Genomic DNA, 14,954 nt, shown 5'->3' on the forward strand with positions numbered 1-14,954 from the left:
GCTGGCGTGGTGCATCTACGGGTTTCCGGCGGGTAGGGTGATGTCGAGGCCGAAGGTTTTGCCGCGTTTGCTGGCGGTGGCGCTGGCGCTGGTCAGTGCGTGCGTCGCCGCGGAGCCGGTCAACTGGGTCTGGGCATGGGATCGTCCGGAAGACCTGCGCTGGCTGCCCCCCGATGTCGGAGTCGCCTGGTTTGCGGGGCAGTTCGACGCCCGCGGCGAGGCGTTCCGGTTTACCGGACGACGCGCTGTGCTGCGAATACGGCCCGAAACGAAGCGGATGCCGGTACTGCACATCGAGGCCTTCGACCGTCGTTACCCGCCCGTGCTGGATGACGCGGCGGTCGCACGCTGGAGCGACGCGCTGTTCGAGGCGATCCGTCGCCTGGACGCACCTGTCGTGCAGATCGATTTCGAAGCCCGCTCGGGGCAGCAGCGGTTTTATCGCGATGTCCTGGCTGCGTTGCGCGGCCGGTTGCCGGCCGCCCAGCGGATTTCGGCGACCGCGCTGGCGTCCTGGTGTGGCGACGCGGCCTGGGTCGACGGATTGCCGGTGGACGAGCTGGTGCCGATGTATTTCCGCATGGGGGCTGCCGAGCGCGGACTCTGGCAACGCCGCATGCGCCAATCCGATTCCTTGCCGAGGGCATGCCGGAAGGCGGCTGGCATCGCGACGGACGAATGGACGCGCCATGGCAGCGCGTTCGGTCCGGACCCGATGGGGGCGTTCGCAGGCCGCGTTCTTTATCTGTTCTCCCCGCGATCCTGGCAGCCTGATGGCTTGCGCCAGCTGTCCGGGTGGCCGCGCAGCGTCTCCGTGGGCAAGGTGGAAGACAGTGATAAAGGGAAAAATAGATGAGCCTGCGAGTGAGTGGCGGTACGCGGCGTTTGGCTGTGCTGGTGCTGTCCCTGGCGCCGGCGACGTGCCTGGGATCCGGCGGCGGCCCGATACCCAGCCCGGTGTCCACGTCCCGGGTCCGGCCCGAAGCCGCTGCCATGGAGCGCTATCTGCAAGGAAAGCTCGGCATCCTCTGGCCCAGCTACGACCGTGCCATGCTACTGGTGGCGTATCGGACCTCGCGCGGCCTGCGTGGCGTCTCTGATGCGGACCGCGAGCGCCTGGTCCAGGTGACAGGCCTTTCCAGTCCGGTGCTATGGCCTGATCTGGAGGCCTGGAGTCAGGCCCGCGTCAACGCAGGCGGCCCGGAATTGCCGTATCGCCTGGATTTCGGATGGCGGATGCAGTCTGAATTCAGCGGCGCCGTCAATTGCCAGCCGCATGCATTTCGCATGGCCACGAAAACGCTGAAGGCGCGGCAGGCGACGTACGCTGCAGACACCGCTGCCGTCCAGCACTGGCTCGCGGCGCAGGACAGCGTGTTCTCCTACTGCCAGCAATCCGGATCACCGGTGCCCCTGCCCGAGCTGGCAGCCGATGCGCCGGAATGGCTGGTCAAGGACCACGCCTATCAACATGCCGCCGTGCTGCTGTACCAGCACCAGCCGGATCCGGCGATCGAGGCGTTTTCCGCGATCGCGAAAGACCCGGCATCCCCCTGGCGTGAGTGGGCGGCGTATCTAAAGGTACGCACCTGGTGGCGACATACGTTCAACGTGCCGGAAGACTACGCCACGTTCGTGGCGCAGACGCCGGAGTTGTCTGCTCACCCGCAGGTTCGGCAGCTGATATCAGTGGGCCAGTCCGCGAAAGATCCGGAAGTAAAGGCTGCCGCCGAGGAACTCCGCAGTGCGATTGCGGCGCGTCATACGCCTGCCCGCACACATCGTGACCTGTGGCAGCTTGCCGGCGCTGCCGAGCCGGTGCCTGATCTGCAAGCCTGGATCCGCGACATCCGCTTTCTGTGGGCGGTACTCAAGCAGGAGGACTACGCCACGGATTGGCTTTTCGCGACCCGTTCGCAGAACGCGGATTTCGGCGAGGCATCGGTCACGCTGGCGCGCGAGCGATTGGCAGCGGCCTGGAATGAACGTCACGAACCCATCGTGTTGGCGAGCCTGCTGATGGGGGCGACTCCCACGACTGACGGTGTCGATGATTGGGTCCAGGCCAGCCGGAAAATCGCTTCCGACGATCCGCTCTATCTGCATTTTGCCTACCAGCGTGCGCGTCTTGCATTGACGCGTGGCGATCGCGAGGCCGCTCGGGCCGAGCTAACGCGGGCCGCACCGGCCGTAGGCGAAGCGTCGTTGGGCACACGCCAGGCATTTGATCAGCTGGCCATGCTGCTTGCGCCCTCGTTGGAAGTCCTTTCGGCCCACCTGCTGCGGGTGCCGGTGAGCAGCGAGACCACCGATATCGAAATGGAGCCGATCTTCGAATCGCTCACACTGGCCGATCCCATTCTCGACGGGCCGACGCAGCAGTGGCTGGTGCAGCAACTGACGGGTGAGGAGTTGCTGTCCTTGTCGGAATCGACAACGCTGGCGGCGTCGCACCAGATACTGTTCGCGAGCGAGGCGTGGCGCTGGGGTGCATTCACGCAGGATGCGGCGTTAGAGCGTCGCGCCGCCCGGCGCCTGGCAACCTTGACGGCAGATGCGCCGGTGGTCGCAGCCCTGGCGTCCGATGATGCGGAACAGATGCGCTTCCTCATGGCACATCGTCTTCTGGAAGGCAAGGTCCAGCAGCTCGGCGGGTTCTTTCCGCACGGCGCCGGGCCGGAGACTGCCGAGGCGCACTGGCAGCTGCCGCCCGCATTCCGAGACACGACCGAAGCCGCGAAACAACAGTCGGACCGGGAGCGGCGAAACGGCGTCAATACCACCACCTGGATGGGCGAGCAGATTCTTCCATGGATCTCCGCCCACACGGACCATGCGGACGCGGCGGCGATTCTGAAGGATCTGGTCTATGCCTCGCGCTACGGGGCGCCCGACAAGGCGACCTCACGCAAAGCGTTCCTGCTGCTGCACAAGCTCTACCCGGAAAGCGAGGAAGCTAAAAGTACAAAATACTACTACTGAGCGTGCCGGGCTGCGGAGGCAGCCCTGGCCGATGTGTTGTCCGTGCGCAGACCGGCCTGATACGCTCGTGATTTCCCACCGCGAACGGCGCTGACCGGTGGCGCGCGGTCAGTCCAGGAAGACGCCATCCATGTCCAATGCAATGCGTGCCACTCTCAAGCGCTGGGTAGAGCGCGCCGGGCTGTTGGGCGTGGCGTTCCGCGTCCACGAGTACCTGAAGGCCCGCGAAGCCCGGCGCCGGCATCCGGCGGCGTTTCGCGGGCTGGCGGCGGATGGACTACCCATGCCGCCGGCAGGGCACCTGGTGCTGGTCGGCGGCGAAACCAATGCGGAGGCATTTCTGCAGGGTGGCGCCCACACGGCCCAGACCATTCGCAGCGTTCTTGCCGCGCACGGCGCCGACATCGGGCAGTTTCGCGCGATTCTTGATTTCGGCTGCGGGTGCGGTCGCGTCATGCGCCACTGGCAGTCGCTGCCGGGTCGCGTGGAATTGCACGGTACCGACTACAACGCCGCCCTGATCGAATGGTCGCGCAAGAACCTGCCGTTCGGCCGGTTTCACATCAACTCGCTGGCGCCGCCGCTGAGTCACGCCGACGGCAGCTTCGACCTGGTCTACGCGTTTTCCGTGTTCACGCACCTGACGGCCGCGCTGCAGGTGGCATGGATTGCCGAACTCACGCGTGTCCTCGCGCCGGGCGGGTATTTGTTCATCACGGTGCACGGCGAGAGCTTCCGCAACCAACTTTCCGTGGACGAAGCCCGCCAGTTTGATGCCGGCGATCTCGTCGTGCGGCACGCCGGCATGGCAGGAAGCAATCTCTGCGCCGCTTTTCACCCGCTGCCGTACCTGCGACGGATGGCCGGGGAGCTGGAGGTGATCGACCACCGGCCGGCGTTGCTGGGGCAGGATGTCGTTCTGCTGCGCAAGCGCGCCGCGTAATTGCGTCACGCTATACGGGCTCGCTGCCCACATGTGTTGAATACACGGTGATCCAGTGGCCGGCCGGCTCACGTACGCGAAATCGCTCGTGATCGATGGCGGGCACCGCCTCGATCGGCGAAGGGGATAAGCCCATCGTCGTGAATCGCCGGTGGGTGTCGTGGATATCGTCCACCATCAGGTCGAACGGGGCATCGCCCGCTTCGATGCCGGATTTCGCCTGGAGGATCAGGTGGGTGCCGCCGCGCATTTCGAAAATGGAGACCTGCGGCCCTTCGAAGATCGAACGCATGCCGATCCGATGCATGAACTGCGCGGATTCGAGCATGCGGTCCGTAGGCAGGGCGACGTGTCCGATCCACACGGCAGGGCGGCGATCAAACGGGCTCATGGGCGTACCCCGTCAGCGGCGTGATGCAGGGACGAGATAGCAGAAACGGCGTTAACGCCTCGTCGCAACGCCAGGTCGCGACCTCGGCGAAGAGGTCGTTGCTTTTCCGCGTTTGCGTGCTTTGCTAATTTGCGCAGACCTCAACGCTGGAGTACCGGTCCCGATGTGTCGTGCTACACGATTGCGCGTGTTGTTTGCCGGATGCCTGGTGATCTCCCTGCCGGTTGAGGCGGCGTTGCAGTGCACCGAACGCGCCCTGGAGGCGCCTGCCACGCCGGAAGGGGTGTACGTCAACCTGATGACCGGCATCACCGGCGAAACCGAAGCCAGCGTGCCGGGCTTCGATATCAATCTCTATGCGCCGGCCAACGCGGATCCACCGGGCCAGCTCAAGTTCTACTGGGGGCAGTCGAGCATTGGCGGTGCCGGTGTCGCCAGTATCGCAGACACCTACGCGGTGCTGGCGCCCGGCGATACCATCGGCCCGGCTTCGCTCTTCACGCGTGCCGCGTTTGCGGGAAATACCTCGGCCTGGCAGGCGGGCACCACGGGGTTCCTGGGGCTGCGTTTCCGCAACGAAGCCTCCGCGGTCATCAACTACGGCTGGGTGCAACTGGCTACCACGCCACCCTTCGGCTTTCCAGCCACGATCCTGCGCTGGTGCTACGAGGACAGCGGCGCCGCGATCACGATTCCCGCCCCACCGGACAGCCTGTTTGCGGATGGCTTTGATCCCGGCACGTAGCACAGGGCCCGCCGGCCGCGCCGGTGTCGCTATAGCGGATTGAAGTCCTTATCGCGCAGGCCGGCGAGGACCGCGTCGCCCGCCCCGGTGACGCGGACTTCGCCGAACCGTGCCGTGGCATAACGCTCGGCCGATCCCTCGGCGAAATAGAAGGCGTCGGTGACAACGTAGGGCGCGCGACTGACGGGAACCTGGAAACGCAGCGCGTATTCGCCTTCTGCGAGCGGCTCTGCTGCCGGTTGGAGACGCCGAAACTGCGCCACTCTCCGGGCATCCAGCGTCACGATCGCAAAGCCCTCGGCAGCCGGCGAGGGCGGGCGGTCGGGGCGGGCACGGAGCGCGTCGTTGACCAGCGCAAAGCGCAGGGTCATGTAGTCGCCCTGGATGAGCGAGCGCGGATCTGCCGGTTCCAGCGGGAGGAACACGACAGTGCCGGATCGCAGCACCGCGTCGCGCGAGGCAATGAACGCATTGCACAACAGCAGGACGAGGGCGAGCCCGATCCAGGCCAGGCGTGGCTGCCATTCGCTCATGCGAACTTCTCCGACACGCCTCGTGCGATCCATCGCAATGCCAACAGCAGCAGTCCGTTGCCGACCAGCAGCAGCGACTTCTGCAGCAGCGGCAGTTCCATTCCGATATAGAACTGGGCGAGGCTGATGCCGCTGGCGATGAGCGACAGCGCGACCAGCAGCGGCCGGCCCGCATGAAATCCGATCACGGCCAGGCAAAGCCCGAGAAGCAGGCCGCTGGCAGGCCACGCGAGTGCCGCGAAGCCCAGCGCAGCGACCCCGGCGATGATCGGGAGCACGCTCCCGCGCCGGGCGTACTGCCCCAGCGATACGAGCGTGACCACGGGCAGCATGCCGGCGACGACGAGATGTCCCATGAAATGCGCGTCTTCCATCGGGCGACGGAGGTGGTGGCTGTGGTCGAAGGCGAACAGCTCCAGTGCCAGCGCAACCAGTGTCCAACCCCAGGCAGCCGGCACGAGATCCCACCAGCGGCCCTGCACGGCCAGGCACCAGATCAACACGGCGCCCACCGCGAACGTCGCCGTCATGTAGTGCTTGGCGCCCACATCGGCCTTTTCCAGGATCATGCCGATGGCCAGTGCGGCCACCAGGCTGCACAGGAAGCGATGCACGACCGGCGGGGCCAGGGCGTACTGGATGATCGCGACGACGAGCGCCGCGTACCACAGGCCGTCCGCATCGCGCCAGAAGCTCGCCGCAGCGACGATCAGGCATTGTGCCGACAGGCTGGCCACCGTCGCCACCTGTTCAAGGTAGAGATTGCCGGGCGCGAAGCGCAGCGCGCCTACCGCGGCGGTGGCGGTGACGGCAACGTATACGAAGAGCCCGGCGTATTCCTTGTGGTCCAGGATGGTGATGGCGGCAAACGCCGTGACGAGGACGGTAGCCAGCCAGATTCCGGCGCTGACCAGCACGTGGATGTACCACGGGACGGTCGTGTCATCGGGCGGGCGTTCCGCTGACACGAGCCCCGCCTCGCGCAGGCGTTGCCAGAGCAGGGCGCCGGTCGTGGTCACGAGGCCTCCGACCGGGCAAGCCGACGCAGGATCACGACGACACCCACCAGCTGCCCGACGATCGCCACCGCCAGCATCAGCAATACCCAGATGGCGTCGCGTAGCAGTTCCAGCAGGATCCGGCCAAGGACGACATTCGCCACGACCAGGGCGCTCAGGGCGAGTCCGCTGAGGCCGAGCAGGTTACGCGGCCGGTTCCTGGCAAAGTAGATTCCGAAGCCGATCATGAGTACGAGCCAGAACCCGACGCTGCCAACCGCCGCCCCGCGATCTCCGGCGACGTCACGCACGGCTGCCGCCGAAACGAAGGCCAGTGCGGTAAAGGCGAGAATCAACGGACCCTGCCGGCCGCGCAGTTCCGGCAGCCGCAGCGCCGCTGCCACCCACGCGATGAACAACGCCGTGTTGAAGACGCTCAGATTCACCAGGTCATTGGCCGGGATGTAGCGCAGTGAGTTGTCTCTGAGCCACAGCGCGAAGGTCAGATTGGCCAACGCGATGGCTGCCAGCCACAGGACGGCGCTGCGCGAGGCGACGACCCATGGCAGCGACAACGCAGTCCAGGCCGCGAACAGATGCCAGGCATCGGCTTCGATGCGATAGGTCTGCCCGATCAGTCCGAGAAAGGCACCCACTATCATCATGGCGAGGAACAGCCCGGCTTCAAACACCCGGGCTTTGCCGCGGAAGTACCACGCTGCGCCGACCGTGCCGACCAGCAGCAGCTGTATGCCGCCCAGCCTTGCCATCACGCCCAGTGCGTCCCAGTTTGCCGCGATGAAGCTGATGACGCCGGTGCCGATCAGGCTGACCCCACCCCACAGGCCCAGGCGATCGAGGAACCACGCCCAGGGCGGCGTTGGATCGATGCCCAGGGCCGTCGCCGCGGCATCCGCGGAGCGGAGCACGCCGTCGCGCTGCCAGCGCGCGAGCCGGTGCCGTTGCCGGTTCTGGTCAAGCCAATGCCCGAGTGTGCTCATGGACGTCAGCCTACCATGCGGCCACGAGTGGGCTCCTTGTCACATTGTCCAGTGGCAATCGGCCAAGGCCACTCGCCGGACCTCCCGTGTGACCGAAACCGACGCCTCCGGCGCGCATTTAGACAAGCGGTGGACTGGCGAACAGCGCTACCTTGCAGGACAGCGTGATATCGCCGTCGCCGGAAGCCGCCATGATTCGGACCTGCCCACGTGTGAACCACCGTTACCGCCGGCTCGGCGTGCTACTGCTGGTGTTGCTGGGCACAGCCTCGCCGCTCACTGGAGCAGTGGCAGCGCCTCCCTACAGCGGCACGATCTGGATTGCGCCAAACCTCATCACGTCCGCCGATCCCACGGAATTCACGACGCTTGCGTACCAAGGGCAGGGCATGCGCCTGATGTTCGACCGGCGCGTCAATGCCTTCGTGGAGTACAACGCCTACCTTTTCAACGCCAGTTTCGTCGGCGGCAGCACCGTCGAAGTGCAGGTCAATCCGGAATTCGGCAGTGCCGCTGCGGCGCAGGCGGAAGCTGAAATCTACCTGCCGGTGATCGGACGGTTGCCGCGCGCACTCCGGCGCGACGTGCAGACAGTGTGGTTGCATCGGGGCGACCAGCCCTTCGGCGGCGGCAACAACAATCTGCTGATTCACAATGGCAGTGTGGCGCAGGGGTACATTCGCGATGGCGTGCTTGAAGAGACGCTGGCGCACGAAGCCTCGCACACCTCGCTGGATGCGGATTTTGCCGCGGCGCCGGGTTGGATCGCCGCACAGACAGCCGATCCGGAGTTCATTTCCACCTATGCCCGCGACAATCCCACGCGCGAAGATATCGCCGAGAGTTTCGTTCCCTGGCTGGCGTCGCGCTGCGGCAATGGTCGCGTCCCGCCGGCGGTGATCTCGACGGTCGACGCCACGATTCCCCACCGCCTGCACTATTTCGATGCACGCAATCGCGATCTGCGTCCCCTGTCCGGATGTGATCCGATTTTCGTCAGCGACCTGGAAGCGCCCTGAGAGAATCTTCGCGCTGCCCTGTCATCGTTGCTGCCCTCGCCGTATGTCAGGAGTGACGGAAATGCCGTCGCTAGCGGTAAAGGGAGAGGTTCGATGCGGTCCATACGAAGTTCGCTCGTGGGGGTGTGGCTGCTGTTGACAGCGACAACGGGCGTACTGGTTGCCAGTGAGGCTGGCGCTGCCGGGCGGCCCGGCGCGGGGGAGCCGATAGCCGAGGCGGCGCAAGCGCAGTCGCTGCGATACCGGCAGCAACTCGTGCGGCGATTGGCTGGCAGCCACACGCGTGACGAATTGATTGTTGCCGTCATGCTGGGAATGCCGCGGAACGGCGAAACGGGCACGGTGGACGGATACCAAGAGGCCAGCGCGCGGCTGGCGCGGAGCCGCCCGGACGACGCGCTGGCGGCGTACGTTCTGGCCGTGGGATGCCAGGAAGCCAGCGCTTGTGCAGTGCCATCCCACGGTGCCGTCGCCCGGCTTGAACCGGCCAACGCCGTACACTGGCTGGTAAATCCCGCGGGCACGACACTCGATGCGGCCGCACTCGCCCAGGCTGCGCAGGCGCAATACGCCGATTCCCACCTCGATACGCTCATCGACATGATCCGCACCGTGCTGGATGGCGAGCCCGCGCCGGAAGCAGTGGTTGGAGCCGATCCGGTCGCGGTGGCACGGCGGCTGCGCCGGGATGCGGCCGAACGGGTGCTGGTGCCGCGCCTCGGAAGCGTTCTGACGCTATGCCGCGACGCAGCCGGTGCGCTGCGCGAAGATTGCATGCGCGTAGGACGTCACCTTTTTGCAGACCGTAGCGGTTCCGTTCTCACCCGCATGATCGGAAGTGTCCTGCTGCGTCGTCTCGTGCCCGGCACCGAAGAAGCCGTACGGGCCCTGGCGTTCCGGCGGAACTACACGTGGCTCGCCGAAAAGGTGTCTGTACGGTCCGCCGATGTCCTCGACCGCGTGCAGGACGAGATGGCCGAGGTCGGCGAATGGGAGGCCTTGCAGCGCAGTGCGGAACGAATGGGGTGGTCGCGGACGCCGCCCATCGGGTGGCAACCGGCAGACCCAAACGTCTTGCTGTTGCCGGAGGAACGCCCCGTGCCGCCGACAGTGCAGTAACGATCGGATACCGCTACGCTCATCGTCGCTGCGGCCGTCCCGGAATCGCCCATGGTCTCTTTTCCCACAACCCGCTGGAGCCGCATTCTTGCCAGCGATTCCCGCTGTGACGACCGTGCAGGCACCTGGGAGGGGCTGGTACGCGACTACCAGCCGGCAATCCTCGGCTTTTTCCGGCGTAGTGTACTGGCCCGGGATGCGGAGGATCTGACCCAGGAATTTCTGCTGCGCTCGTTGCGCGACGGCTGGTGGGCCCGGGCGACGCCGGAGGCCGGTAGTTTCCGGCGTTTCCTGTTTGCCCTGCTTCATCGGTTTCTGGCACAGCAACGCAACCGCGGCCATCGCCGTTTCGAAGAGGCTGCCGCGGAACCGTTGGAGCTGCCGTCGATGGACTCGCCCGAACAGCGGTTCGACCTGGCCTTTGCGCTGTGTCTGACGCGCTCAGCGCTGGATAGTCTGCAGCAAGCGTATGCCGAAGAAGGCCGCGGCGAAGTATTCGACGCGTTGCAGCCCTGGTTGTCGGAAACACCGCCACCCGGCGAGCTCGTGCGCATCGCGACATTGCGTGGTATCGCGCCGAACACGCTGGCCGTGCAGCTCAAGCGGCTGCGTGGGCGGTTCCAGAAGGCGGTGCGGGACTCGCTTGCTGCCCTGTGTGCGGATCCGGCCGACGTTGAGAATGAACTGGTGGCGCTTCGCATGGCCCTGGCCACAGGCGGGGCCGATGCATGAGCGCGCCGGACGATCCTCGCACCCAACGCACCCTGCACGCCGCAGCAACGGACTGGACATCTGTGGCGCGGCTTGGCGTTGAAGAGGCTGACCCGGACCACCTGCTGGGCGAGTCGCTGGACCTCGCTGACCCTGACGAACGTCGTTTCGGCGATTTTGAATTGCTGGAACGCCTCGGGCGTGGCGGCATGGGCGTTGTGTTCCGCGCCCGGCAGGTCAGTCTGGACCGCCAGGTCGCGGTCAAGTTCGTGACCACCCGCATGGCGGGCGACGAAAGGACCATAAACCGGTTTCGCGAAGAAGCGCGCATTGCGGCGCGCCTGCACCATCCGCACATCGTGGCCATCTACGAGGTGGGTGCAACGGATGGGTTGCACTACTTCTCCATGCCACTGCTGCGTGGCGGCACGCTCGCCGCCCGGCTCGCTGCGGCGCCGATGCCTGCGCGTCTAGCGGTGGAGGTGATCACAGCGGTTGCTTCCGCCGTGGAGTACGCCCACAGCTTGCAGCTGCTGCACCTGGACCTCAAGCCTGCGAACGTGCTGTTCAACGACCAGGGCCAGCCCATGGTCGCAGACTTCGGTCTGGCTCGCGTAATGGGATCCGGCGGTGGCGTGCTGGCGCAAGAGTGTGCCGGCACGCCCGGATACATGGCGCCGGAGCAATCCAGGCCCGGCGCATTTCTCGATGCATGCACGGATATTTATGCACTGGGTGCCATCCTGTACGAAATGCTGGGGGGCGTGGCGCCGCGGCGGACTGACACGCCCAGTGCACCCACCTTGGCGGGCGGAATAGCTGGCATGGCCTTGTCGCAACGCGTTGCCGGGACGCTGGATCGCGATCTCGCCGCGATCTGCGAGCGATGCCTGCAGCCGGATCCGGAGCGGCGCTACGCGACGGTCGGTGCATTGCGCGCGGACCTGTCGCGCTGGCAGGACGGTACCGCCGTCAGTGTGCGCGCGCGGCGATGGCCGGAGCGCGCGTGGCGTTCGGTGAGACGTAATCGGCTTGTGACACTGGTCACTGCTGTCGCAATTGCGGCGCTGATCGGCGGTCTGGCGGCCACGCTGTGGCAATGGCGCCGCGCGGAAACCGCGCGAATCGCCGCGCACGAGTCGCAGTTGCAGACACACCAGGAGTCCCGGCGGGTGGCGCACCTTTCTGGCCTGCTGGCAGCCGCGTTTCCGGCGGGTGCAGGCGAAGAGCGCGAACGCAGTGCCCGGCGCTCGGTGGCTTGGCTGAAACAAGCCTTGCGGGGGGATGCGGCGGCACAGGGCGAGGTACTGGCCCGTTTTCGCGAAGCGCTGACAGCTGCGGGAAACGGCGATGCGGTCAACGACCTGGTGTCGCAGATCGCCGCGCAACTGGGCGAGGATTATCGACGGACCCAGATCGACACGCTGGCCGGTTCTTCCGACCGTGACCACTGGATCGCCGCAGCCCTGATCGGTATTGCCACCGCGCGGGAAGCTGGTAATGGCGACGCGTACGAGACGGTTCTGTCGCGCTTGTCGGACGAGCGTGGCAATGAACTGGCGCTCTACGTGGCAGCCCTTGCCTGCCATGCGCAACACCATCCCTGCCGCCATCCGGAGTACCGCGAGCGCTTGATCCGGCACTTCCCGGACAACGCTATCCACTGGTTCCTGCTGCCCCGGGGCGAAAAGCGAAGTGATGCGGCCCTTGCGAACGTGATCCTGCAGGCGGCGAAAGCCAGTCGCGCGGACGATCACTTGCCCGATATCGTCCGCATCCTGCGCCCCGTTGTCGGACGCGAGCCGTTGCCTTCGTCCATCGCACGACCGCTGCACGGCATGACCGGTGAGGCCGATATCGAACGCTGGTTCCGGCGCTATGCGATCAACAACGTACCGTTGCCCGCCTACGGCGATGTGGCCCGGCTATGTAAACCGGGCGATCCGATCCATCGTGCGGTGCCAGCCTTGCGCGATGCATGTGGAACCCTGGGTCAGCGGCTGATGCAATCGGACGCCAGCATCCTTGCGCGGATGATCGGGAGTGTCATCTTGCGCCGCCTGTACAAAGGGCGGCCGCAGGAAGCCCAGGCCCTTGCCTTCCGACGCCAGTACGTCTGGCTGGGCGAGCACGTGCGCGACGATCTCGTCACGTCGGAACGCCTGCAGCAGGATGTCACTGCGGTGGGCGAGTGGGAGGCGCTGCAGCGGCAGGCCGACTACCTTGGCGTCGCCCGTACGCCGCCCGATGCCTGGCATCCGGTCAATCCGCAAGTCCTGCTACTTCCCGAGGAGCGCGCACCCGCGCCCTGAGCGGCGGCACTACGACGCGGGCGGCTCCGGCATTGCGCAGGCGCGTTGGACCTCCGAGTGCTCGACAATTCCCTGTATGCCGAAGCTGTTCAGGGGCCAGCTGCCAACGTAGCGATCGACGCCGAGGCCCAGGGACTGCACCGTGGCGCACAGCTTGCGCGACCGCCCGCGTAGGGCCTGTCCTGGCCGGTACATCATCAGGTCGCCGGTCAAGAGCAGCTTTTGTGCCGGGAAGTGGAAGATGAAGTAGTCGTCGGTGTGGGCGGAGTCCACGTTGTAGATGTCCAGCCGGTTTGTCTCATCCGCGATGCGCTCGTGCGCGGCGATGGTGTGCAGTTTCAAGGGGGCGCGCACGGCAGCCTGGGCATCGGGATGCAGACGGTGCGGCGCAGCCAGCACGTCCTTGATCAGCGGTGCCGTTGATGGTGGCACGAGTATCGTTGCGCCCTCCGCCACCCAGCTGCGCACGCCGCCGACATATTGGCCATGCAGATGGCTGAACGCGAAATAGCGCACGGGTTTGCCGAAATGCCTGCGGATGGCCTGCGCCAACCGGTCGCCGACGGCGGAGCTGTAGGCGCCTTCCAGCACGATGACATGATCACCGAACTCGGCGACGAAGACCCGAAGATCCAGTGCGGCCAGGGCGATCATGTGCACGCCGGGCGCCAATTCAGTGAACTGGATTTCCCGGTCAGACACGACGCGTGCGCGATCATTCTGGCGGTCGATGGCACCGATGCCTTCCCACTCGAGTGCCGGCGTTCCTGCTGTGAAAGACAGGTCAGCCAGGGTGCGCTCAAAGGCAGTGACGGTGACGTGGGTGCCGCCTTCGCGCCGTTGCCGATACGAAACGGATTCCACCGTGTCGCCGAAGAGATCGTGCGCCACGTCGTGACGGAGCGCCGTAACGGCTTCGCCGCGACGCGCAAACGCCAGCGTCCACAGCACGTCATTCCAGGCGAACCACCCCTGGCTGCCGCGCCGGGCAAGATCCTCGCGCCGGATGGTCAAGGTGCTGTCGACCACGGCCGGGTGCAGTGCGGCGATCACGGCCGGCGACACATCGCCCAGGGACGATGCCGCGATTTCCCTGCCCTCGGCGTCGCGCTGGAATACGCGTCCATGGCCGATGAAATACTGTGCAATAGCTGATTTGCCGGCGAGGTCCGTTTCAATCGCGATCGACGCTTCTGCTGTCACGGGATCGAGCGTGACGGTGACGCGGACATCAATCCGGTGGCTGTCGCCCGGACGTTTCGGGTGCGTTGCGTCGGTGAGGTAGCCCTCGGCGCGATACGTCGTTGCAGCCGGGGCGAAGGACCCGAAACCCAGCAATGCGATGAGCAGAATCAGACGACAGGCGCGCATGGACGATCCTGGCTAGCGGGGAAGTGGCATGCTAGCGCAGGCAAAGCCCACGATTTTCAGGCCCGGCGCACCGAAGGCCTCGGCCCAACCCGCTGCACCGTCGTTTCGGCGCAGCGGTACGTTTAACGTGCGTGGGCCTGGAAATCACTCATCGTCCGGATGGCCGTGCTCCGATAGGAAGCCTTCCTCGAACACAACATCACCCTGGGATGTGGTGTAGCGGAAGCCCCAGGGATCCTCGTCGTAGTCGCCTTCGACGATGGCATGGATCTGTGGAGAGAGCTGAGCCAGGAATGAGGCGATCGATTCGGCGATTTCCATGCCCCAGGTGCCGTAGACAGCACACCAGACGATGCTGTCTTCCTCCTGCCGTTGTTCCTCGAGCGACAGATTCTCCCGGTGCTCCCCCATTGCCTGGATCAGGCCACGCGCCGCGTTGGCGCCGGCGTCGCCGAACTGCTCGGCGCAGCGGGCGACAAGGGCATCGTTGTCGCTGCCCGACTTGCCCACATTCATAGCCAGTACGCTGCGGAAAAACGCCTCCTGCGGCGGGGTGATACGAACGCTGACTTCAAACTGGCATTCCATGAGGGACCTTCTGGGCAGCAAAAGTGACGGACGGCGGTGGCTCGACGCGCCCGGAAACCGTCGATTGTGTCTCATTCTCCAGTCAATGGCACTTTCTGAAACGACCGTTGGCTCCTACCGCATGTCGGCTATTTCGGCCAAAGCGTGATTCGGGTCGCGTTCCCCGGAAAGATTGGGCCTTTTACCGACCCCGCCTCCGCAAAATGGTTCTGGAGGCTGGCAATTGTGCCACTGACAATGC

At 65.7% G+C, this 14,954-nt stretch carries 14 protein-coding genes; 8 read left to right on the top strand and 6 right to left on the bottom strand.

Translation table 11 applies throughout. From position 1 onward, the window contains the following. Window positions 1–40: 40 nt before the first annotated feature. The 3 genes from N4264_RS10860 (at window position 41) to N4264_RS10870 (ending at window position 3,925) form a co-directional block, all read left to right on the top strand. Window positions 41–856, top strand: a complete 816-nt coding sequence (locus tag N4264_RS10860) for a hypothetical protein (RefSeq protein ID WP_261697052.1) — start codon at window positions 41–43, stop codon at window positions 854–856. Continuing rightward, window positions 853–2,982, top strand: a complete 2,130-nt coding sequence (locus N4264_RS10865; RefSeq protein ID WP_261697053.1) for a hypothetical protein — start codon at window positions 853–855, stop codon at window positions 2,980–2,982. The genes N4264_RS10860 and N4264_RS10865 overlap by 4 nt, the downstream gene beginning before the upstream one ends. A 130-nt stretch (window positions 2,983–3,112) precedes the next feature. Next, window positions 3,113–3,925, top strand: coding sequence for a class I SAM-dependent methyltransferase (locus tag N4264_RS10870; RefSeq protein ID WP_261697054.1), 813 nt, complete (start codon window positions 3,113–3,115; stop codon window positions 3,923–3,925). A 10-nt stretch (window positions 3,926–3,935) separates the two neighbouring features. Here N4264_RS10870 and N4264_RS10875 read toward each other — a convergent pair whose 3' ends face one another. Continuing rightward, complete coding sequence (locus N4264_RS10875) at window positions 3,936–4,316, bottom strand: VOC family protein (RefSeq protein WP_261697055.1); 381 nt, start codon at window positions 4,314–4,316, stop codon at window positions 3,936–3,938. 187 nt (window positions 4,317–4,503) lie between these two features. Between N4264_RS10875 and N4264_RS10880 the strand changes: the two genes are divergently transcribed. Further along, complete coding sequence (locus N4264_RS10880) at window positions 4,504–5,061, top strand: hypothetical protein (protein ID WP_261697056.1); 558 nt, start codon at window positions 4,504–4,506, stop codon at window positions 5,059–5,061. Between the two features lie 29 nt (window positions 5,062–5,090). Here the strand turns inward: N4264_RS10880 and N4264_RS10885 are convergent, their stop codons facing one another. The 3 genes from N4264_RS10885 to N4264_RS10895 are packed head-to-tail and all read right to left on the bottom strand — an operon-like array spanning window position 5,091 to window position 7,593. Beyond that, window positions 5,091–5,594: a GDYXXLXY domain-containing protein gene (locus tag N4264_RS10885; RefSeq protein ID WP_261697057.1), complete on the bottom strand. Its 504-nt coding sequence runs from the start codon at window positions 5,592–5,594 to the stop codon at window positions 5,091–5,093. Then, a complete protein-coding gene (locus tag N4264_RS10890; protein WP_261697058.1) occupies window positions 5,591–6,613 on the bottom strand; it encodes a DUF4401 domain-containing protein in 1,023 nt (340 codons plus the stop codon). Before N4264_RS10890 ends, N4264_RS10885 begins: the two co-directional genes overlap by 4 nt. Then, window positions 6,610–7,593: a DUF2157 domain-containing protein gene (locus tag N4264_RS10895; RefSeq protein ID WP_261697059.1), complete on the bottom strand. Its 984-nt coding sequence runs from the start codon at window positions 7,591–7,593 to the stop codon at window positions 6,610–6,612. Before N4264_RS10895 ends, N4264_RS10890 begins: the two co-directional genes overlap by 4 nt. 212 nt (window positions 7,594–7,805) lie before the next feature. Here N4264_RS10895 and N4264_RS10900 point away from each other — a divergent pair, with 212 nt between their 5' ends. The 4 genes from N4264_RS10900 (at window position 7,806) to N4264_RS10915 (ending at window position 12,754) form a co-directional block, all read left to right on the top strand. Next, window positions 7,806–8,612, top strand: a complete 807-nt coding sequence (locus tag N4264_RS10900) for a hypothetical protein (protein ID WP_261697060.1) — start codon at window positions 7,806–7,808, stop codon at window positions 8,610–8,612. A gap of 93 nt (window positions 8,613–8,705) precedes the next feature. Further along, complete coding sequence (locus N4264_RS10905) at window positions 8,706–9,731, top strand: hypothetical protein (protein WP_261697061.1); 1,026 nt, start codon at window positions 8,706–8,708, stop codon at window positions 9,729–9,731. Window positions 9,732–9,782: 51 nt separating this feature from the next. Continuing rightward, on the top strand, window positions 9,783–10,463 hold the full coding sequence (locus tag N4264_RS10910; protein WP_261697062.1) for an RNA polymerase sigma factor: 681 nt from the start codon (window positions 9,783–9,785) through the stop codon (window positions 10,461–10,463). Then, on the top strand, window positions 10,460–12,754 hold the full coding sequence (locus tag N4264_RS10915) for a serine/threonine-protein kinase (RefSeq protein ID WP_261697063.1): 2,295 nt from the start codon (window positions 10,460–10,462) through the stop codon (window positions 12,752–12,754). Before N4264_RS10910 ends, N4264_RS10915 begins: the two co-directional genes overlap by 4 nt. Window positions 12,755–12,763: 9 nt before the next feature. Here the strand turns inward: N4264_RS10915 and N4264_RS10920 are convergent, their stop codons facing one another. Further along, window positions 12,764–14,125 carry an MBL fold metallo-hydrolase gene (locus N4264_RS10920; RefSeq protein ID WP_261697064.1) on the bottom strand — a complete coding sequence of 454 codons (1,362 nt, stop codon included), beginning with the start codon at window positions 14,123–14,125 and terminating at the stop codon, window positions 12,764–12,766. A gap of 144 nt (window positions 14,126–14,269) precedes the next feature. After that, window positions 14,270–14,713, bottom strand: coding sequence for a hypothetical protein (locus N4264_RS10925; protein ID WP_261697065.1), 444 nt, complete (start codon window positions 14,711–14,713; stop codon window positions 14,270–14,272). Between the last annotated feature and the right edge of the window lie 241 nt (window positions 14,714–14,954).

Origin of the sequence: Tahibacter amnicola, assembly GCF_025398735.1 — a bacterium.
GTDB lineage: Bacteria > Pseudomonadota > Gammaproteobacteria > Xanthomonadales > Rhodanobacteraceae > Tahibacter > Tahibacter amnicola.

Coding starts and splice junctions, on each gene's coding strand:
- N4264_RS10925 (WP_261697065.1), bottom strand. CDS start 14,713: ATGGAATGCCAGTTTGAAGTCAGCGTTCGTATCACCCCGCCGCAGGAG.
- N4264_RS10870 (WP_261697054.1), top strand. CDS start 3,113: ATGTCCAATGCAATGCGTGCCACTCTCAAGCGCTGGGTAGAGCGCGCC.
- N4264_RS10885 (WP_261697057.1), bottom strand. CDS start 5,594: ATGAGCGAATGGCAGCCACGCCTGGCCTGGATCGGGCTCGCCCTCGTC.
- N4264_RS10875 (WP_261697055.1), bottom strand. CDS start 4,316: ATGAGCCCGTTTGATCGCCGCCCTGCCGTGTGGATCGGACACGTCGCC.
- N4264_RS10915 (WP_261697063.1), top strand. CDS start 10,460: ATGAGCGCGCCGGACGATCCTCGCACCCAACGCACCCTGCACGCCGCA.
- N4264_RS10865 (WP_261697053.1), top strand. CDS start 853: ATGAGCCTGCGAGTGAGTGGCGGTACGCGGCGTTTGGCTGTGCTGGTG.
- N4264_RS10910 (WP_261697062.1), top strand. CDS start 9,783: ATGGTCTCTTTTCCCACAACCCGCTGGAGCCGCATTCTTGCCAGCGAT.
- N4264_RS10895 (WP_261697059.1), bottom strand. CDS start 7,593: ATGAGCACACTCGGGCATTGGCTTGACCAGAACCGGCAACGGCACCGG.
- N4264_RS10860 (WP_261697052.1), top strand. CDS start 41: ATGTCGAGGCCGAAGGTTTTGCCGCGTTTGCTGGCGGTGGCGCTGGCG.
- N4264_RS10920 (WP_261697064.1), bottom strand. CDS start 14,125: ATGCGCGCCTGTCGTCTGATTCTGCTCATCGCATTGCTGGGTTTCGGG.
- N4264_RS10905 (WP_261697061.1), top strand. CDS start 8,706: ATGCGGTCCATACGAAGTTCGCTCGTGGGGGTGTGGCTGCTGTTGACA.